This is a genomic window from Micromonospora sp. WMMC273, from assembly GCF_027460285.1.
Classification (GTDB): Bacteria; Actinomycetota; Actinomycetes; order Mycobacteriales; family Micromonosporaceae; genus Micromonospora; species Micromonospora aurantiaca.
In genome coordinates this window covers 5,421,383-5,440,515 of record NZ_JAPZBE010000001.1, presented here as the reverse complement: position 1 = coordinate 5,440,515, position 19,133 = coordinate 5,421,383, and the positions used below count along the sequence as shown (strand labels likewise).

The 19,133-nt window shown below is 73.3% G+C and carries 18 protein-coding genes; 14 read left to right on the top strand and 4 right to left on the bottom strand.

The window, feature by feature from the left end:
* The first annotated feature begins 30 nt into the window (after positions 1–30).
* Positions 31–1,509: a pyridoxal phosphate-dependent decarboxylase family protein gene (locus O7611_RS25240; RefSeq protein ID WP_194801454.1), complete on the top strand. Its 1,479-nt coding sequence runs from the start codon at positions 31–33 to the stop codon at positions 1,507–1,509.
* 106 nt (positions 1,510–1,615) lie between these two features.
* Positions 1,616–3,193, top strand: coding sequence for a D-glucuronyl C5-epimerase family protein (locus O7611_RS25235; RefSeq protein ID WP_194801453.1), 1,578 nt, complete (start codon positions 1,616–1,618; stop codon positions 3,191–3,193).
* A 55-nt stretch (positions 3,194–3,248) separates the two neighbouring features.
* Here the strand turns inward: O7611_RS25235 and O7611_RS25230 are convergent, their stop codons facing one another.
* Positions 3,249–4,169, bottom strand: a complete 921-nt coding sequence (locus O7611_RS25230) for a hypothetical protein (protein WP_194801452.1) — start codon at positions 4,167–4,169, stop codon at positions 3,249–3,251.
* Between the two features lie 177 nt (positions 4,170–4,346).
* On the opposite strand from O7611_RS25230, the gene O7611_RS25225 reads away from it, so the two are divergent.
* Together O7611_RS25225 and O7611_RS25220 are read left to right on the top strand one after the other, a co-directional pair.
* Positions 4,347–4,907 carry an NADH-quinone oxidoreductase subunit B gene (locus O7611_RS25225; protein ID WP_013288676.1) on the top strand — a complete coding sequence of 187 codons (561 nt, stop codon included), beginning with the start codon at positions 4,347–4,349 and terminating at the stop codon, positions 4,905–4,907.
* A 36-nt stretch (positions 4,908–4,943) separates the two neighbouring features.
* Complete coding sequence (locus tag O7611_RS25220) at positions 4,944–6,260, top strand: DUF2252 domain-containing protein (RefSeq protein WP_194801451.1); 1,317 nt, start codon at positions 4,944–4,946, stop codon at positions 6,258–6,260.
* A 30-nt stretch (positions 6,261–6,290) separates the two neighbouring features.
* Here the strand turns inward: O7611_RS25220 and O7611_RS25215 are convergent, their stop codons facing one another.
* A complete protein-coding gene (locus O7611_RS25215; protein ID WP_194801450.1) occupies positions 6,291–7,337 on the bottom strand; it encodes a glucose 1-dehydrogenase in 1,047 nt (348 codons plus the stop codon).
* A 103-nt stretch (positions 7,338–7,440) separates the two neighbouring features.
* Between O7611_RS25215 and O7611_RS32025 the strand changes: the two genes are divergently transcribed.
* Together O7611_RS32025 and nuoH are read left to right on the top strand one after the other, a co-directional pair.
* Entirely contained in the window at positions 7,441–8,376 is a 936-nt protein-coding gene (locus O7611_RS32025; protein WP_194801449.1) for an NADH-quinone oxidoreductase subunit C, read from the top strand.
* The gene (nuoH, locus tag O7611_RS25205) at positions 8,376–9,338 is read left to right on the top strand and encodes an NADH-quinone oxidoreductase subunit NuoH (protein ID WP_013288672.1); all 963 of its coding nucleotides are present in this window, start codon (positions 8,376–8,378) and stop codon (positions 9,336–9,338) included. Before O7611_RS32025 ends, nuoH begins: the two co-directional genes overlap by 1 nt.
* A 131-nt stretch (positions 9,339–9,469) precedes the next feature.
* On the opposite strand, the gene O7611_RS25200 is transcribed toward nuoH, so the two are convergent.
* Positions 9,470–10,513, bottom strand: coding sequence for a glutathione S-transferase family protein (locus O7611_RS25200; protein ID WP_194801448.1), 1,044 nt, complete (start codon positions 10,511–10,513; stop codon positions 9,470–9,472).
* A 95-nt stretch (positions 10,514–10,608) separates the two neighbouring features.
* On the opposite strand from O7611_RS25200, the gene O7611_RS25195 reads away from it, so the two are divergent.
* Positions 10,609–11,031 (top strand): ester cyclase, encoded by a 423-nt coding sequence (locus tag O7611_RS25195; protein ID WP_269697683.1) that lies wholly within the window; start codon positions 10,609–10,611, stop codon positions 11,029–11,031.
* On the opposite strand, the gene O7611_RS25190 is transcribed toward O7611_RS25195, so the two are convergent.
* Positions 11,012–11,452 (bottom strand): Uma2 family endonuclease, encoded by a 441-nt coding sequence (locus O7611_RS25190; protein ID WP_269697682.1) that lies wholly within the window; start codon positions 11,450–11,452, stop codon positions 11,012–11,014. The genes O7611_RS25195 and O7611_RS25190 overlap by 20 nt on opposite strands.
* A 239-nt stretch (positions 11,453–11,691) precedes the next feature.
* Here O7611_RS25190 and O7611_RS25185 point away from each other — a divergent pair, with 239 nt between their 5' ends.
* From O7611_RS25185 to htpX, 7 genes are all read left to right on the top strand, one after another.
* On the top strand, positions 11,692–12,282 hold the full coding sequence (locus tag O7611_RS25185) for a NuoI/complex I 23 kDa subunit family protein (RefSeq protein ID WP_120573060.1): 591 nt from the start codon (positions 11,692–11,694) through the stop codon (positions 12,280–12,282).
* On the top strand, positions 12,279–12,803 hold the full coding sequence (locus O7611_RS25180) for an NADH-quinone oxidoreductase subunit J family protein (protein WP_269697681.1): 525 nt from the start codon (positions 12,279–12,281) through the stop codon (positions 12,801–12,803). The genes O7611_RS25185 and O7611_RS25180 overlap by 4 nt, the downstream gene beginning before the upstream one ends.
* Positions 12,800–13,180 carry an NADH-quinone oxidoreductase subunit NuoK gene (gene nuoK, locus O7611_RS25175; RefSeq protein WP_269697680.1) on the top strand — a complete coding sequence of 127 codons (381 nt, stop codon included), beginning with the start codon at positions 12,800–12,802 and terminating at the stop codon, positions 13,178–13,180. Before O7611_RS25180 ends, nuoK begins: the two co-directional genes overlap by 4 nt.
* A complete protein-coding gene (locus O7611_RS25170) occupies positions 13,177–15,102 on the top strand; it encodes an NADH-quinone oxidoreductase subunit 5 family protein (RefSeq protein ID WP_269697679.1) in 1,926 nt (641 codons plus the stop codon). Before nuoK ends, O7611_RS25170 begins: the two co-directional genes overlap by 4 nt.
* Positions 15,099–16,604 carry a complex I subunit 4 family protein gene (locus O7611_RS25165; RefSeq protein ID WP_269697678.1) on the top strand — a complete coding sequence of 502 codons (1,506 nt, stop codon included), beginning with the start codon at positions 15,099–15,101 and terminating at the stop codon, positions 16,602–16,604. Before O7611_RS25170 ends, O7611_RS25165 begins: the two co-directional genes overlap by 4 nt.
* The gene (locus tag O7611_RS25160; protein ID WP_269697677.1) at positions 16,601–18,067 is read left to right on the top strand and encodes an NADH-quinone oxidoreductase subunit N; all 1,467 of its coding nucleotides are present in this window, start codon (positions 16,601–16,603) and stop codon (positions 18,065–18,067) included. Before O7611_RS25165 ends, O7611_RS25160 begins: the two co-directional genes overlap by 4 nt.
* 149 nt (positions 18,068–18,216) lie before the next feature.
* Positions 18,217–19,095 (top strand): zinc metalloprotease HtpX, encoded by an 879-nt coding sequence (htpX, locus tag O7611_RS25155; RefSeq protein WP_269697676.1) that lies wholly within the window; start codon positions 18,217–18,219, stop codon positions 19,093–19,095.
* The last annotated feature ends 38 nt before the right edge of the window (positions 19,096–19,133 follow it).

Here is a 19,133-nt window from a genome sequence, read left to right as displayed (position 1 = left end):
ACCGGCCCGTCCCACGAGAGGAACCACCCGATGACCGACACGGCAGGCGGAGGCGCGCTGCCCGCGCGGGGGATGCCCGCGGCGGACGTACTGGGCGAGATCCGCGCGCTGCGGGCCGCCGACCGGCCGACCCACGGCGGCCGGCTGTTCGCGTACGTCTACGACCCCGGCGTGGCCGGGCTGGACGACCTGGCGCAGGCCGCGTACGCGGAGAGCGCGCACGTCAACGGCCTCGACCCGACCGCGTTCCCGTCGCTGCTGGCGATGGAGAACGCGCTCGTCGGCGCCGCCGCCCGGCTGCTCGGCGGCGGGCCCGGCACCGGCGCGCCGGACGTGGTCGGCAGCGTCACCAGCGGCGGCACCGAGTCGCTGCTGCTCGCCGTCAAGGCGGCCCGGGACTCCCGCCCCGATCTCGCCGAGCCGCGGATCGTGGTGCCTGCGAGCGGGCACGCGGCGTTCGCCAAGGCGGCGCACTACCTGCGGGTCGCGCTCGACACCGTGCCCGTCGACCCGGTGACGCTGCGGCCGGACGTGGCGGCGGTGGCCGCCGCGATCCGCCCGGAGACCGTGCTGGTGGTGGCGTCCGCCCCGTCGTACGCGCACGGGGTGGTCGACCCGGTGGCGGAGATCGCCGCCGTCGCGCAGGCCGCCGGGGTGCGCTGCCACGTGGACGCCTGCTTCGGCGGCTGGGCGCTGCCCTGGCTGCGCCGGCTCGGCGCGCCGGTGCCGCCGTTCGACTTCGCCGTGCCGGGGGTCACCTCGATCTCGGTCGACCTGCACAAGTACGCGTACGCGCCGAAGGGCGTCTCGGTGCTGCTGCACCGCGATCCGGCGCTGCGCGCCGCGCAGTTCTTCGCGTACGCGGACTGGCCCGGGTACACGATGGTCAACCCGGTGATCGCCTCCACCCGCTCCGGTGGGCCGATCGCCGCCGCGTACGCCACACTCCGCCACCTCGGCGAGGACGGCTACCTGCGGCTGGCCGCCGCCACCCGGGACGCGGTCGCCGGACTGGCCGACACGGTACGGGCCACCGGCGGCCTGCGGCTGATGGCCGAACCGGAGACCACGGTGGTCTGCTTCACCAGCGACGACCCGGGGCTCGACCTGTTCGTGCTGGTCGACGAGCTGACCGAGCGTGGCTGGCACACCCAGCCCCAGCTCACGTACGCCGATCTGCCGGCCAGTGTCCACCTCACGGTGACCGCGGCGGTGGCGCCCCGGGTGGCCGAGTTCGGTCCGGCGTTGGCCGAGGCGGTCGCGGCGGCCCGCGCCGCCGGGCCGGTGGTGCTGCCGCCGGAGCTGCTGGCGCTGGCCGGCAGCCTCACGCCGGAGGCCCTCACCCCGGAGCTGGTGGCGGGGCTGGCCGGCGGGCTCGGCCTGGCCGGCGGCGCCGGTGTGCCGGACCGGATGGCGATGGTGAACACGCTGCTCGACGCCGCCCCGGCGCGGCTGCGGGAACGGCTGCTCGCCGAGTTCGTCGGGCTGCTCCAGCGTCCCGCCTGGTGACGGGAGGCTCGTCCGTTCGTCGGAGAAGTCGGGCGTTTCGGCGACCGGAACCCGTGTCCGTCCCTGCCTAGCATCAGGGCACATCGATGACACGGGGAGTGTTTACATGATCACCGCTAAGTCACCACCTGTCCGCCGGCTCGTCGCAGTGGTAGCGGCGGGGGCGATGGTCGGCCTGGCGCCGGCCGGTACCGCCCCGGCCGCGCCACCGGGCCCGGACCGCAGCGCCGACGTCTCAGTCGTGGACCCCGGGTGGACGCCCGACCCGCTGACCGACGGGGTGCCGCAACTGCCCTCGCGGGACGTGGCGAAGACCAAGGAGCAGCAGCGACGGGAGCGGGCGAGCGGCGCCATCGCCGCCGCCACGTACGCCCGCGACGGGCACCTGCCGAAGCCGCTGCCGCTCGCCGCCCAGCCCACGAACAGCAACCCGGCGCCGCTCGTCGACCGGGGACTGCACGACGCGCAGGGCGTCCGCATGTTCAGCTTCGCCGGGAAGACCTGGAACCACCCGGTCGGCCAGGCGCAGTGGGGCCTGAGCAACCTGGCCGCCTACCGGACCAGCGGCGACAAGCGGTTCCTCGACCGGGCCGTCGCCAACGCCCAGCGCAACATCGACCGCCGGGTCGAGTCGCGGGGCGCCTGGTGGTACCCGTACGACTTCGACCTGAGCCGCTGCGCGGGCCGTCCGCTGCAGCGCGCCCCCTGGTACAGCGGGATGGCACAGGGCGAGATGCTGAGCCTCTTCGTCGGCCTCGCCGAGATCACCGGCGAGGCGAAGTGGCGGACGGCGGCGGACCAGACGTTCCTGAGCCTGACGCTGCCGGTCGTCTCCAACGCGCCCTGGGCGAGCTGGGTCGACCCCAACGGCTATCTGTGGCTGGAGGAGTACCCGGTGACCTTCGGCACCACCGGGGAACGCGTCCTCAACGGGCACACCTTCGCCCTCTACGGCGTGTACGACTACTGGCGGCTCACCGGCGACGAGCGGGCGGTGGCGGTCTTCGACGGCGCGGCGAGCACCGTCCGGCGGTACCTGCCGACCCACTTCCGGGTCACCCGGTGGGCCAGCAACTACTCGATGGGCTGCGCACAGCCGCACGTGAAGTACCACCAGGTCCACACCGCGCAGAACCTCAAGCTGTACGAGATGACCACGTCGGCCGTCTTCGCCACGTACGCGTACCTGCTGCGCTCGGACTACCCGGTGCCCGCCGTCAACGGCGCCGTGTCGTTCGCCGCCGGCACCCACGTCGGCTACACCTTCTCCAGCACCGGGGCCGTCAAGAGCCAGAAGACGCTCAAGCTCGCCCGGGCCTCCGGCGCCCAGGCGAGCCAGCGGGTCCGCGTGTACGGCCGGGGCATCTACTACCAGATCGCCAACGGCGCGCTCGCCGGTTACCTCGTTCCCGAGGCGTACGGGCAGCGCGTCCTGCTCGGCAAGGCGGTCGAGCACCGGTACAACCCGACCCGGACGCTCTCCTTTCAGCCGGGCACCTACACCGGCTACGCGTACGACGCGGCGGGCAACGTGACCGGCTCCAAGCGGCTCACGTTCCCGTCCGCCTCGATCGCGCCGCTGGGCGCCACCGCCTGGGTGAACGGGCGGCTCAGCTACCAGGTCACCGCCGGGGCGTACGTCGGTTACTGGCTGCCCCACACCACCGGGCTGGCCTTCACCTGAGCCTGAGCAACGTGCGGCCCGCCCGGAGTCCGGGCGGGCCGCGGTGTGCGGTGGCTCAGTCGGTGGCGCGGACGTTGAACGTCGTGCTGTTGTCCGCCGGGTCGACGTCCGCCACCGGCTCGCTCGCGTAGACGGCCGCCACGGTGAACGAGCCGCTGCCCAGCGCGCCGGCCGGGGTCCCGGCCGGAGCCCGCAGGACGACGTCGAACGTGCGCTCCTCGCCCGGCATGAACCGGCCGCCGGGGACGTCGAACCAGTCCGGGAAGCTGGGCAGGTCCTGCGGGTCGGTGGCCCACACCTCGACCCCGGCGGGCAGGCTCGCCCGCACGTCGAGCCGGAACGACGGGGCGTCGTTGCCGTAGCGCACTGTCACCGGCGTCCGGCCCAGCAGGGCCCCGTCGGCCTGGCGGGTGAGCGTCACGTCGCCACCGCTGATGGTCAGGTCCGTCTCGGTGGCCTGCCGGTAGACGCGCGGGTTGCGGACGCTGCCCGAGGTGGACCGGAACACGGTCCGGAAGGAGTCCCGGTCCGACACCCCACCGTCCGGCACCACCGCGACCGAGCCGCCCAGGGCGGTCATCGGGTAGGCGCGCGCAGTCGTCCACACCTGGAAGTCGAGGCGGACGGTCACGCTCGCGCCGGCCGCGACCCGGCCGCCGTAGCTCTCGACGACCCGGCGGTTCTGCTCCATCCCCACGGTGAACCAGGGCGAGCCGTTGTCGAGGCCGGCGAAGGAGCCACCGGCCGGCTCGGTGATGCGCAGGCCGGCGGTGGCGTCGGCCCGGCCCCGGTTGCTGATCGTCGTGGTCAGCGTCCCGACGTACCCCTTGTCGGTCGGCGTCAGCACCAGCGTCTCGGTGTCGACGGTCAGCCGCGCCGTGGTGCCGCCGGCCGCGGCGGCCGGCGCGGCCGGCGCGAACAGCGCCGCCGCCCCGGCGAGCAGCGCGGCGGCCACCCGTGTGGTCCGTGTGGTCATGACAGGTCCTCCGTGATCCCCGTGGTGGGCGGCGGTGGTTCCGTCCGCCCGACAGTGGTGACACACGCCGGCACCGCTGATCGTTGCGCGGGTGCCCTGTCGGGGGTACGACACCGGAACGCGGCCGCGGACGCTGTGGTTGACTGGCACCTCGGGGAACTGCGAGGGAGGCCAGAGATGCAGGTGCCGGCCGTGCTCGGCGAGCCGATCCGGTTCGTGCTGAACTGGGGCCGCCGCTACTCGCTCTGGGTGTTCAACTTCGGCCTGGCCTGCTGCGCCATCGAGTTCATCGCCACCAGCATGGGCCGGCACGACTTCATGCGGCTCGGCGTGATCCCGTTCGCCCACGGGCCCCGGCAGGCCGACCTGATGGTGGTCAGCGGCACCGTCACCGACAAGATGGCCCCGGCGGTCAAGCGGCTCTACGACCAGATGCCCGAACCGAAGTACGTCATCTCGTTCGGGGCCTGCTCCAACTGCGGCGGCCCGTACTGGGACTCCTACTCGGTGACGAAGGGCGTCGACCAGCTCATCCCGGTCGACGTGTACGTGCCCGGCTGCCCGCCCCGGCCGGAGGCGCTGCTGCACGGCATCCTGCGCCTCCAGGAGAAGATCGCCGCCGAGCAGTCCGGCATCGGCGGCGTGCCCCGGCCCGACGCGCTCACCTCACCGGCGGACGCCGTCGCGCGGCCGGTGGAGGCGCTCACCGCACCCCCGGTACGTCCGCCGGTCGGCTGAACCGTCGGGTGGCGGCGCGGGGCTAGCCTGCGGCTCATGACCGACCTCGCGGAGAAGCGCTCCGCATTCATCATCGACGTGCTGACCGAGGAGTTCGGCGCGTCCATGGCGATCGACCCGGCGGCGTTCCGCCGCAAGTTCCGCAAGATGGCGGCGTCACCGTTCGCCTTCTACCGGGGCAGCGCCGCGCTGTTCTACGCCGACCAGCGCGGCGACTTCGGCAGCGATCGGTTCCTCGACGAGCGGACCAGCCGGGTGTGGATCCACGGCGACCTGCACGCCGAGAACTTCGGCACCTACATGAACGCCTCCGGGCAGCTCGTGTTCAACGTCAACGACTTCGACGAGGCGTACGTCGGGCCGTTCACCTGGGACCTGAAGCGCTTCGCCGCGAGCGTGGCGCTGCTCGGCTACGCCAAGGCGCTCTCCGACCGGGTGATCGGCGAGCTGGTGACCGGCTTCGCCCGGTCGTACCTGGCCGAACTGCGGGCCATCGCCGCGGGCGGGGACGACGCGATCGGCTCGATCACGCTCGACAACGCCGACGGTGTGCTGCGCCGGGTGCTCCAGCAGGCGCGGCTGAACACCCGGGTGGACCTGCTGGCCGCGCAGACCACGATCGACAACTACGAGCGCCGGTTCTCCCTCGGCGACGGCGTGCACGAGATCGACGACGCCACCCGGGAGACGGTCTGCGCGGCGTTCGCCGACTACCTGCACACGCTGCCGGAGTCGGCCACCCGGATGCGCCCGGTCGCCACCGGCATCAAGGACGTGGTGCTGCGCAAGGGCGTCGGCATCGGGTCGGCCGGGCTGCCGTCGTACAACCTGCTGCTGGAGGGGCACACCCAGGCGCTGGAGAACGACGTCGTCATCTACATGAAGCAGGCGCAGGTGCCGGCCGTGGCGCGGTACGTCGACGACGAGCGGGTCCGCTCGTACTTCCGGCACCAGGGGCACCGCACCGCCGAGTCGCAGCGCGCGTTGCAGGCGCACGCCGACCCGTGGCTGGGCTTCACCGAGCTGGACGGCGTCGGGCAGCTCGTCGCCGAGGTGTCCCCGTACGCGGCGGACCTCGACTGGGCCGACGTGAACGAGCCGGAGGAACTGGCGGGCGTGCTCGCCGACCTGGGCCGGGCGGTGGCCCGGATGCACTCGGTCGCCGACGACGAGTCCAGCCACGACCTGGTCGACTACTCGACCGAGGAGGCGATCGTCGCGGTCGTCGACGCCGACCCCGACGGGTTCGTCGACTACCTGGTCGACTTCGGGCACCGGTACGGGATCCGGGCGCGCGAGGACCACCAGCTCTTCGTGGACCTGTTCCGCAACGGCCGGCTACCCGGCATCTGAGGGGCCGGGGCGCCGGTCCGGCGCCCCGCCTCACTGCGTGAAGTCGAGCACCGCCTTGATGTCCTCACCGACCGAGGCGTACGCCTGCCGGTAGCTCGACAGCGGCACCCGGCGGGTGATCAGCGAGGTCAGCCACGACTGTTCGGCCTGGGCGAGCGCCTCGGCGGCCATCTCCCAGTGCCGCCGGCCGGCGTTCACCGAGCCGAACACCACGTTGTTCTCCAGCACCAGCTCCCGGTTGAGCGCTCCGGCGTCGAAGTTGATCGTCCGGCCGCCGCTGGACACGCCGGTCAGGCAGACGATGCCGGTGGGCGCGGCCTTGCACATGGCGTCGAGCACCACAGTGGGTGCGCCGGTGCACTCGATCACCACGTCCGGCTTGACGTCCAGCTCGGGCACCGTCGACGTGTGGTACGTCGCTCCCAGCGCCCGGACCAGCTCCGGCTTCGGCCCGGTGGTGTTGCGGTCCAGCACGTGCACCGTCAGCCCACGCTGGCTACCGAGCAGCGCGGCCAGCAGCCCGATCGGCCCGGCGCCGGTGACCAGCACCGTCATCGGTTTCCACTCGGCCCGGCGGCCGATCCGCTCGATGTGGTCCCACGCCTTCGCCACCACGCTCGTCGGTTCCAGCAGCACGCCGACCGAGGCGAGCGCCGGGTCCAGGCCGACGGCGAACTTGGGCTGCAACCGCCAGCGTTCCCGGGCGAAACCGGGCAGGGCCTTGATGCCGTGCTCGGTGTACTGACCGTTGCGGCACATGTCCCACTCGTCCACCGCGCAGTTCGCGCACGGCACCGGGTCGGGGTGGCGGACCACGCCGGCGACCAGGTCGCCGATCTGCAACGTGCCGGTCGGGTCTTCCAGCACGCGGCCCAGCGACTCGTGCCCGAGCACCAGCCGCTCCTGGCCCGGCGGCGCCTCGCCGTACTCGCCGGCCACGATCTCGTGGTCGGTGCCGCAGACACCCACCGCCAGCGCCTCGACCAGGATCGCGCCCTCCTCGGGCGGCGGCTCGGGCCAGTCCTCGGCGAGCCGCAGCGAATCCGGGACACCGGGGGTCACAGTCACAGCGCGCACGGACCTCATCTTTCCGCGCGCTGCCGCCGCCCGTCCGGCAAAGCGGCGATCCCGGCACGGACGGCCCGACCCGGCCGGCAGCCGTCGGCCATAGGATCAGCGCATGACTCCGGAAGAGGTCGGCCGGCGAGTGGTCGCGCTGCTCGCGCCCGTCGAGGCCACCGCGTCCGTGTCCGGCGGTCAGGGGTACGCCCGCGCCACCGTCGACGTACCCCTGGCGAGCTGGGCGGACGCGGTGCGTGCGGCACGCGACGACGCCGAGCTGGATCTCGACTTCCTGGACTGGCTGTCGGCGGTGGACGAGCTGGCCGACGGCTTCGACGTGGTGCTGCACCTCTGGTCGGTCCGGCACCGGCACGGGCTGCTGCTGCGTACCCGGGTGCCCCGGGACACGCCTGTCGTCGCGTCGGTGGTCGACCTGTTCCCCGGCGCCGCGTGGCACGAGCGCGAGACGCACGAGATGTTCGGCATCGACTTCGCCGGCCACGGCGAGCTGCGTCCGTTGCTGCTGCCACCGGAGTTCGAGGGGCACCCGCTGCGCAAGGAGTTCGTCCTCGCCTCCCGGGTCGCCAAGCCGTGGCCCGGTGCGAAGGAGCCGGGCGAGTCGGAGGCGGGCGGCGGCCGCCGGCCGGTCCGGCCGCCGGGCGTGCCCGCGCCGGGTGAGTGGGGCACGACGCCCACGCCGGCGGGTGCGGCGGGCGCGGGTGAGGGCCCCCGAGGGGGTACGCCGGCGCGTCCGGCCCGGGAACGCCCGGCGCGGCCCGCTCCGGGGGAGCATCCGGCGCGCCCTGCTGCCGCTGAGCGTCCGGTACGGCCTGCTCCTGGCGAGCGTCCGGCTCGGCCTGCTGCCGCTGAGCGTCCGGCGCGGCCGACCGCCGGGGATGCTCCGGAGCGGCCTGCTTCCGGGGAGGCCGGGCCGGGGTCCGGTGCTGCTCCGGGGGCCGACGAGGCGGGTCCGCTCGGTCGGCCGTTGCCGGGAGAGCGGCCGACCGGGCCGCCCCGGCAGGAGCCGGAGCCCGACGCGGCGGGGGAGAGCTGATGCCGGACTGGTTGGAGCTGGTCCTGCGCGTGGCGGGGGTGCTCGTCGCGTTCCTCACGCTGCCGCTGATCGTCGGCCAGGCCGAGCACAAGGTGATGGCGCACATGCAGGGCCGCCTGGGCCCGATGTACGCGGGCGGCTTCCACGGCTGGGCGCAACTGGTCGCGGACGGCATCAAGTTCGTGCAGAAGGAGGACGTCACGCCGCGCGACGCGGACCGTCCGGTGTTCCGGCTGGCGCCCGCAGTGGCGCTGGTGCCGTACCTGCTGGTGCTGCTCGTCATCCCGCTCGGGCCGGGTGACCTGGTCGCCCAGCCGCTCGACATCGGCCTGTTCTTCGTACTCGCCGTGGTGGGTGTCGGCGTGTTGGCCGTGCTCATGTCCGCGTGGGCGTCGGCGAACAAGTACAGCCTGCTCGGCGGGCTGCGCGGCGCGGCCCAGCTGCTCGGGTACGAGCTGCCGCTGGTGCTGGCCGCCGCCTCGGTGGCGATGGCGGCCGGCACGCTCAGCCTGCCCGGCATCGTGGAGGCGTGGCAGCCGTGGTGGCTGCTGTGGCAGGCCCCGGCTATGGTGATCTTCTTCGTGGCGGGGCTGGCCGAGATCCGCCGCCCGCCGTTCGACATGCCGGTGGCCGACTCCGAGCTGGTCTTCGGCTACATGACCGAGTACACCGGCCTGCGGTTCGCGTTCTTCCTGCTCGCCGAGTACGTGGGCATCGTGGTGATCGCGGCGCTGACCACTGTGCTGTTCCTCGGCGGCTGGCAGGGCCCGTTCGCCGATGCGCAGCTCGGCTGGCTGTGGACGCTGCTGAAGGTCTTCGCCGTCGCCTTCGTGATCATCTGGCTGCGGGTGAGCTACCCGAGGCTGCGCGAGGACCAGCTCCAGCGCCTCTGCTGGCTGGTCCTGGTCCCCCTGGCCCTGGCCCAGTTGGTCCTCACCGCCGCAGTCCGCCTGGCCCTGTAACCCACCCGCCCCCTCCGCCCCCTCACCTCGGCGATCTTGCACCTTCTGCCCCAGTAAAAGGGGCAAAGGGCCCAAGTTTGGGGCCCAAAGTGCAAGATCGCCGGGGGCGGGGTGGGGTGGGGTGGGGTGGGTCAGTGCAACGGGGTGTGGGAGGGGTCTACGCGCTCGGACTCGGGTGGGGGCGGGGGTGGGGTGCCGTCGCCGAAGGGGCGGCCGCCCAACTCCTCCCGGCCGTGCGGGGTGAGCCAGTTGCTCAGGTCGGGGCCGAGCGGCACGATGCCCGTCGGGTTGATGTCCCGGTGGACCTCGTAGTAGTGCCGCTTGATGTGGACGAAGTCGATCGTGTCGCCGAACCCGGGCGTGGTGAACAGGTCCCGCGCGTACGCCCACAGCACCGGCATCTCGCTGAGCTTCTGCCGATTGCACTTGAAGTGCCCGTGGTAGACCGGGTCGAAGCGGACGAGCGTGGTGAACAGCCGTACGTCCGCCTCGGTGATGGTGTCGCCGACCAGGTACCGCTGACCGGCCAGGCGCTCGCTGAGCCAGTCCAGCCGGTCGAACAGCCTGTGGTACGCCTTGTCGTAGGCCTCCTGGCTGCCGGCGAAGCCGCACCGGTACACGCCGTTGTTGACGTCCGCGAAGACGACAGCGTTCACCTCGTCGATCTCGCCGCGCAGCGGTTCCGGGTAGAGGTCCGGCGCGCCCGGCCGGTGGTACGCCGTCCACTCGGTCGTGAGGTCCAGGCTCATCTGCGCGTAGTCGTTCGTCACCACCTGCCCGGTGGGCACGTCGACGAGCGCCGGCACGGTGATGCCGCGCTCGTAGCCGGGGAAGCGGGCGAAGTAGGCGTCGGCCAGCCGCTCGATGCCGAGTACCGGGTCCTTGCCGTCCGGGTCGAGGTCGAACGTCCAGCTCCGCTTGTCGTGGGTGGGCCCGGCCACGGCCATCGAGATGGCGTCCTCCAGCCCCAGCAGGCGTCTGATGATGATCAGCCGGTTGGCCCAGGGGCAGGCCCGGCTGACCGCCAGCCGGTAGCGCCCCGGTTCCACCGGCCAGCCGTCCCGCTCGTCCGCGGTGATCCGGGTGGCGATGTAGCGCTGATCCCGGGTGAACTCGCCACCCGGCTCCACGTATTTGCCGCCGGTCCGGTCCAGGACCTCGTCGTCGCTGCCCACACCCACCTCCGAGTTCGCTTCTCGTTCCCCATCATTGTCGCTCCGGCCGCTCCCGGCAGGGCGAGTGCGTCACCGAGGGGCATAGGCTGCCCGCCGTGACCGATGTGGAGGCGGCAGCCCGGCGTTTCGTCGCCGACGTGTGGAACGCGGGGCGCGAGGAGAGCGCGTACGAGCTGGTGGCGGCGGACTGCCCGGGCCTGGGCGGCACCGGCCCGGCGGCGATGCTGGCGTGGCACCGGGACCGGCGGGCGTCGTTCCCCGACCTGCGCTACAAGATCGTCGACGTGGTCGCGACCGGTACGCGGGTGGCGGTGCGGTGGCGGGCCGCCGGCACCCAGGCGGGCCAGTTCGGTCCGGTGCCGCCGACCGGCCGCGTGGTCAGCTACTCCGGTGCCACGTTCCTGCGCTTCGACGACGACGGGCGGATCGTGGACGTGTGGAGCGTCAACGAGCTGTTCCAGGTGCTCCAGCAGCTCGGCGTGGAGATGCTTCCCCCGCTCAGACCCGGCGAGGCGTGATCCGGCTGATCGGCAGGTTCACCGGGAACGGCTCGCCGGTGTCGACGAACTTCGTCCACCGGCCGGTCTCCGTGTAGACCTCGTGCACCGGATCGATCTTGTAGGTGTAGACGACGATGCCCTCGTCCTCGATCTCGATCCGCCAGTGGAACGGGATCCCGGCCTGCGCGTAGAGGGCCGGCTTGAGTACCCGGTCGATGGACCGGGTGCTGGGCGAGACGATCTCCACGGCGAGCACCACCTCGTGCGGCTCGTACCGGGACGGCTCGCGTGCCGCGGCGGTAGCGGTGGTGACCAGCACGTCCGGGATGAAGGAGCGGGTGCGGTTGATGCGCACCTCCACACCCTGGGTCACGTCGTACCCGTCGGGGCAGTCCTCGTCGAGCGCGACGCCGAGCAGCATCGCGATGCTCTGGTGCATCCGGGTGGGGGAGGGGGGGCATGAGCAGTACTCCATCGAGCAGTTCGCGGCGGCGACCGTCCTCCGGCAGCGCGTCCAGATCGTCGGTCGTCCACCCGCCCTCGGGGGGGTAGTCGCTCTCCAGCGCGGCGGTCATCGGTGAGCCCTTCCCGGTGCGTTTTCTCCCCGCGCTCACGATACCGCCGCCAAGAGTCGGGGGGTGGTCGCGCGCGCCCGGGTCACAGGGCAGGATGGGCGGCATGAGCGAGCACGGTGGAGTGCCCGGCGGGGGCCTGGTGAAGGGCCTGGCGGTCACGTTGAAGACGATGACCCGCCGCTCGACCACCCAGCAGTACCCGGACGTCGAGCCTGAGCTGCCGCCCCGCTCCCGTGGCGTGATCGCGCTGCTGGAGGAGAACTGCACCGTCTGCATGCTCTGCGCCCGCGAGTGCCCGGACTGGTGCATCTACATCGACTCGCACAAGGAGGAGGTGGCGGTGCCCGGCGCCGCCCGCCCCCGCCAGCGCAACGTGCTCGACAAGTTCGACATCGACTTCTCGCTCTGCATGTACTGCGGCATCTGCGTCGAGGTCTGCCCGTTCGACGCGCTCTACTGGTCGCCCGAGTTCGAGTACGCCGAGTACGACATCAAGAACCTGCTGCACGACAAGGACCACCTGGGCGAGTGGATGGCCACCGTGCCGCCGCCGCCGGCTCACGACCCGCTCGGCGACCCCTCCAAGGAGGAGACCACCGCCGCCCGGAAGGCGGCGGGTCCGTCGGCCCGCCCGGCTCCTTCCCGGGTACGCCCCGACGCCGCCACCGATCCGGGCGGAGGCGCTGCCTCATGACCGGTGCGGACGTCCTGCTGCTGGCGCTGGGCGCGGTGGCGGTGGGCGCGGGTGCGCTGGTGGTCGCTACCCGCCACCTGGTTCGGGCCGGGCTGTGGCTGGTGGTGTGCCTGGGCGCGCTGGCCGGTGACTACCTGGTGCTGACGGCCGAGCTGGTGGCCTGGGTGCAGGTGCTCATCTACGTCGGCGCGGTGGTGGTGCTGCTGCTGTTCGCGGTGATGCTGACCCGTGCGCCGATCGGCCCGTCGGACGACCTGGACCGGCCGGGCTGGGCCGCAGCGCTCGTCGGCGCGGGCAGCGGCCTGGGCCTGGCGGTGCTGCTGATCGACGCGTTCCGCTGGTCCCGGGTGGACCTGCCGGCCGCGGGCACCGCCGAGCGCCTCGGCGAGCAGATCTTCCGTTCCTGGGTGCTGCCGTTCGAGGTGCTGTCGGTGCTGCTGCTGGCCGCGCTGGTCGGCGCGATCGTGCTGTCCCGCCCCGACATCGGCCGACCGGCCGCCGACGAGGGCGGGCGCCGGTGAGGCCGGTCATCCCGTACGTCACCGCCGCGCTGCTGTTCGGCCTCGGCGTGTACGGCGTGCTGCGCCGCCGCAACGCCGTCCTGGTGCTGATGGCGGTGGAGCTGATGCTGAACGCGGTGAACCTGGTGCTGGTCACCGCCGACACCACAGTCAAGGCCGTGCTGCCGCACTCCGGGCAGGTGTTCGCGCTGTTCGTGATCGTGCTCGCCGCCGCCGAGATCGGTGTCGGGCTCGCCATCGTGCTCCAGCTCTACCGGCTGCGCGCCAGCGTCACAGTCGACGACGTGCCGCTGGCCGAGCCGGCACCCCCGGTCGCGGCGGCCCCGGCCGGGCTGCCGACGCCGGGGGCGCCGGGCACGGAAGGTGCGGTCCGGTGAGCACGCCGACGCTCTGGCTCGCGGCGGTGCTGCCGGCCGCCCCACTCGTCGCCGGGCTGCTCGGCCTGCTGCTGCCGCCCGCCCCGGGTCAGGACCGGGCGTCGGCACGGCGGTCGGCGGTCGCGCTGGGTGTGGCCGGGGCGGCGGTGTCGCTGCTGGCCGCGCTGGCGCTGCTGGTCCGCGTGGACGCCCCGGTCGAGGCGTCCACCACCTGGGTCGATCTGGGCGGGCTGCGGGTCACGCTGGGACTGCGGCTGGACGGCGTGGCGGTGCTCGTCGCCACCGCCGTCGCGGCTGTCGCGCTGGCCGTGCAGGTCTACTCGATCGGCTACCTGCGCCGGGGCCCGCACGACGACGTGGACGTCGACCACCGCTACCCGCCGTACGCGGCCCAGCTCAGCCTCTTCACCGCCGCGATGCTCACCGTGGTGGTGTCCGGTGACCTGATCATGCTGCTGGTCGGCTGGGAGGTGATGGGCGTCTGCTCGTACCTGCTCATCGCTCACGACCGGCGGCTGCCCGAGGCACCCGGCGCGGCGGTGAAGGCGTTCCTGGTCACCCGCGTGGGTGACGTCGGCTTCCTGCTCGGCATCGCGCTGCTCGGCGTGGGCGCGGGCAGCTTCCGGATCGCCGACGTGCTGGCGCACGACTACGGCACCGGCACGCTCACCGCCGCCTGTCTGCTGCTGCTCGCCGGGGTGGCGGGCAAGAGCGCCCAGTTCCCGCTGCACACCTGGCTGCCGGACGCGATGGCCGGTCCGACGCCGGTGTCCGCGCTGATCCACGCCGCGACGATGGTCGCCGCCGGGGTGTACGCGGTGGCCCGCCTGTTCCCGCTGTTCGAGCGCGCACCGGCCGCGCTCGCCGTGCTGGGCGTGATGGCCGCGATCACCATGCTGCTGGGCGCGTTCGCCGCCACCGCGCAGGACGACATCAAGCGGGTGCTCGCCTGGTCCACGGTCTCGCAGATCGGCTACATGACCGGCGCGCTGGCGGTCGGCGCACCCGCTGCCGCGCTGTTCCACCTGCTCACCCACGCCGCGTTCAAGGCGCTGCTGTTCCTCGCCGCCGGTGCGGTGATCCACGCCGTCGGCACCACGCTGATGTCCCGGATGGGCGGCCTGCGTACCGCTATGCCGGTGACGTTCTGGTGCATGGTGGTCGGCCTCGGCGCGCTCGCCGGCGTACCCCCGCTCTCGGGTTTCTGGAGCAAGGACGGCGTGCTCGCCGCCGCCGAGGCGGCCGCGCTCGACGGCGCCGGGCCGACCGCCGCCTGGGTCGGCTGGCTGGTCTGGCTGGCCGGGCTGGCCGGCGTCGCGGTGACCGCCTGGTACGCGACCCGCCTGCTGCTGCGCACCTTCCTCGGCGCCACGCGCACGCCGCTGCTGCGCCCGCACGACCCGCCCGCGCTGCTGCGCTGGCCGGTGCTGCTGCTCACGGTCCCGGCCGCGCTGCTGGGCCTGGCCGCGTTCGCGCCGTGGTTCGCCGACCGGCTGCGCGTGCCGGGCGACGACAGCGGCGAGGCGGTCGAGCTGGTGCACCTCGCGCCGAACCTGATCCTGCCGTTCCTGCTGCTGCTGGTCGGCGCGGGTGTCGCCTGGGCGGGCTGGCGCCGCGACCCGGCCGCCGACCCGGCCCGCTACCTGGGTCCGCTGCGGCCGGTGTTCGCCCGGGCGTTCCGGCTCGACGACGTCCAGCACGCACTCGTCGTACGCCCGGCGGGCGCGCTCGCGCGGGTCGTGCGTACCGGTGACGAGCTGGGCGTGGACGGGCTGGTCGAGGGCAGCGGCCGGGCGGCGGTCGAGGTGGGCGGCGGCCTGGCCGCGCTGCACCGGGCGGCGCTGCCCCGCGCGGCGGCCGGGGTGCTGGCCGGCGCGTTGCTGATCGGCCTGGCGGTCGCCCTGATCGGAGTCACCTCATGACGTTCGGGCAGGTCCTGCTGGTCGCTGTGGTCGCGGTGCCGGCGCTCGGCGCGCTGGCTGCGGCGGTCGTGCCCGGTGACCGGGCCGGCCGGGTGGTCGGCACCGTCGCCGCCGCGCTGACGCTGCTGGCGACGCTGCCGCTGGTCGGCGGCGACCACGGCTGGTTCGGGTACGGGCCGCGTCCGGCGGTGCAGCCGTGGCACCAGCTCGACGTGGCGTGGGTGCCCGGGCTCGACCTGCGCTTCCACCTGGGCGTGGACGGGATCTCCTGGCCGCTGGTGGTGCTGACCGCGCTGCTCACGCTGTTGTGCTGCGCGTACACGCTGTGGCGGGTGCCGCCCGGCGGCGGCAGCGGGCGGGCGCTGGTGGCGCTGCTGCTGGTGGTCGAGGTGGGCATCCTCGGCACGTTCCTCGCGCTCGACCTGGTGTTGTTCTTCCTGTTCTTCGAGGTCGTCCTGCTGCCGATGTACGCGGTCATCGCCGGCTGGGGTGGTGCGGACCGTCGCCGGGCGGCCCGCAAGTTCGCGCTCTACACGCTGTTCGGCTCGGTGCTGCTGCTCGTCGGCGTCTACGTGGTGGTGGCCGCCGCGGGCACCGCCGACCTGGTCACGCTCACCGGCGGCGCCGGGCTGTCCCGGGGCACCCAGCTCGCCGCGTTCACGCTGCTGGCGCTCGCGTTCGCGGTGAAGAGCCCGCTCTGGCCGCTGCACTCGTGGCTGCCCGACGCGCACACCCAGGCGCCGACTGTCGGCAGCGTGATCCTCGCCGGGGTGCTGCTCAAGATGGGCACGTACGGGCTGATCCGGGTCGCGGTGGGGGTGGCCCCGGAAGGCGCCCGCTGGGCCGCGCCCGTGCTCGGCGTGCTCGCCGTCGCGGCCATCCTGATCGGTGGCCTGGTCTGCCTGGCGCAGGACGACCTGAAGCGGCTGATCGCGTACTCCAGCGTCGGGCACATGGGCTTCGTGCTGCTCGGGGTCGCCACGCTCACCGCCACCGGGATCCAGGCCGCGCTGATCGGCAACATCGCCCACGGCGTCATCACCGGCCTGCTGTTCTTTTTGGCCGGGGCGGTGAAGGACCGCGCGCACACCGGGTCGCTGGCCGAGCTGTCCGGGCTGCGGGAGACCGCGCCCCGGCTGGCCGGGCTGCTCGGCTTCGCGGCTGTCGCCTCGCTGGGGCTACCCGGCCTGGCCGGGTTCTGGGGTGAGGCGTTCGCCGTGGTGGCCGCCGTGCAGCGGGGCGGCCCGCTCTGGCTGACCCTCGCCGTGCTCGCCGCGCTGGGTGGGGCGCTCACCGCCGCGTACTTCCTGCGGCTGCTGCGCCGGGTCACCCACGGGCGGCCCAGCCCGGCGGTGGCGGGGCTCGCACCCGGGCTGGCCGGGGCGGAACTGACCGCCTGGGCGCCGCTGGTGCTGCTCGCGCTCGCGGTCGGCCTGGCCCCGGCGCTCGTGCTGTCGTACGCCTCCGGTCCGGTGGAGGCGCTGCTGGGGGTCGTCCCATGAGCCTGGTACAGCCTGTCGACAACGTGGCGATGCTGCCCGCGTACCTGGCCGCCGGCACGGCCGTGCTGGTGCTGCTGTTCGACCTGCTGGTGGCCCGGCCCGCCGTCACGGTGGCGGTGGCGGCGCTCGGCGCGGCCGGCACCGCGGCCGGCGCGGCACTGGTCGGGGCGGCCGGTGAGCGGCGCACGTTCTGCGTCGGGGACGACTGCTCCTGGGTGTGGAACGGCCGGGCCGCCCTGGTCGGGGCCGTGATCGCGCTGCTCACGCTCGGCGTGCTGGCGCTGTCCGGCCCGCTGCTGCGTGCCGGGCGCACCCCGGTCGGTGAGTACTGCTTCCTGCTCGCCTGCGCGATGACAGGTGGCGTGGTGCTCGGCGCCGCCGGTGACCTGATCACGCTGATCGTGGCGCTGGAGACGCTGACGCTCCCGCTGTACGTGCTGGTCGGCCTGCGCCGGGGGAGCCTCGCCGGTGCCGAGGCGGCGGTGACGTTCTTCGTGGTGAGCGTGGTCGCCACCACTGTGACGCTGCTCGGCGCGGCGCTGCTCTACGCGGTCACCGGCACGCTGCACCTGGACCGGCTCGGCGCCACCCTGGCCGCCCGCGACGACCTGACCGGCCTGCCGTTGACCGGGGTCGCGGTGGCGCTGGTGGTGGCCGGGCTGGCGTTCAAGGTCGCCGCCGTGCCGTTCCACGCCTGGGCCCCCGCCACGTACGACGGCGCGCCGCTGCCGGTGGCCGCGTACCTGTCGACCGCCTCGAAGCTCGGTGGCGTGGTGGCGCTGCTGGCTGTGGTGCAGCGGGCCCTGCCGGGTGACCTGACCGGCCCGGTGCTGGCGGCGCTGGCCGTGCTGACCATGACCGTCGGCAACCTGGTGGCGCTGCGTCAGCGGCGTACCGTGCGGTTGCTCGCCTGGTCGTCGGTGGCCCAAGCGGGTTACATCCTCGCCCCGCTGGGCGCGCTGGCGCTGACCGCCGGCCGCACCGGCGACGCGCGGACGGCCGCGTACGCGGCAGCCGTCGCGTACGCGATCTTCTTCGTGCTGCTGGAGCTGGCCGCGTTCGCCGCGGTGGTGGCGTTGCGCCCGGCGGACGGCGACGGCGGCACGCTGGCCGACCTGCGCGGCGCGGCGCGGCGGCACCCGTGGGTGGGTGGCGCGTTCGCGCTGGCGCTGATCGGGCTGGCGGGGCTGCCGCCGGGTCTGGCCGGGCTGTTCGCCAAGGTGACAGTGGTACGCGCGCTGCTGGCCGGGCACGCGGGCTGGCTGGCGCTCGTGGTGGCGTTGAACGCGGTGATCGGCCTGGCCTACTACCTGCGGGTCACCGCTTCGCTCTACGCGACGCCCGTCGGCGCGGCGACGGTCCGGCCCGCGCGGACCGTGACGCTGGCGCTCGGTGTGGCCACCGCCGTGGCGGTGGTGATGGGTTTCGCACCGCAGCTCGTGCTGGACGTGGCGGCGCGCTGACCGGTTCCTGCCCGGATGGGCGACCGCTTCAGCGTGTGTACAGCAACATCCAGCCAACTTTCAGCCATGAGCCGGATGGTTGACGGGTACCGGTGTGTTGAACCGGTCAGCGGGCCTCCCGCAAGGGCCCGTGCACCGAAGGAGAGATCGTGCATCACAACCGTCTCAAGACCGCAGCGCTGCTCGGCCTGTTGACCTCGCTGATCCTCGCGATCGGCTACTGGTTCGGCGGTAGCAGCGGTCTCGTCATCGCCGTCGTCGTCTCGTTGCTGATGAACGGCGTCACCTACTTCTTCTCCGACAAGCTCGCACTGCGCTCGATGAAGGCGCAACCGGTCAGCGAGGCACAGTTCCCCGAGCTGTACCAGATGGTGCGGGAGCTCTCCACGCAGGCCGGGAAGCCGATGCCCCGGCTCTACGTGAGCCCGACGTCGCAGCCCAACGCGTTCGCCACCGGTCGTAACCCGGAGAACGCGGCGGTCTGCGTCACCCAGGGCATCGTGGAGATCCTGGACTACCGGGAGCTGCGCGGCGTGATCGGCCACGAGCTGTCCCACGTCTACAACCGGGACATCCTGATCTCCAGCGTGGCGGCCGGCCTGGCCGGCATCATCACCATGCTGGCGAACCTCGCCTGGTTCATCCCGCTGGGTTCGTCGGACGACGAGGACGGCCCGAACCCGGCCGTGCTGCTGCTCACGCTGATCCTCGGCCCGATCGCCGCCACGGTGATCCAGCTCGCGATCAGCCGGAGCCGGGAGTACCAGGCCGACCAGTCCGGCGCCGAGCTGAGCCGCGACCCGCTGGCCCTGGCCAGCGCCCTCCGCAAGATCCACATGGGGACGCAGGCGCGTCCGCTGGCGCCGCAGGGCCAGCTCGCCAGCACCGCGCACCTGATGATCGACAACCCGTTCAAGCGGGGCGGCGGCATCGCCGCGATGTTCGCCACCCACCCGCCGATGGAGCAGCGGGTGGCCCGCCTGGAGCAGATGGCCCGCAACTCCGGGCCGGTGCAGTTCCAGCGCTGACCCGCGTGACCCGAACGCCGCCCGCGTCCACCCGGACG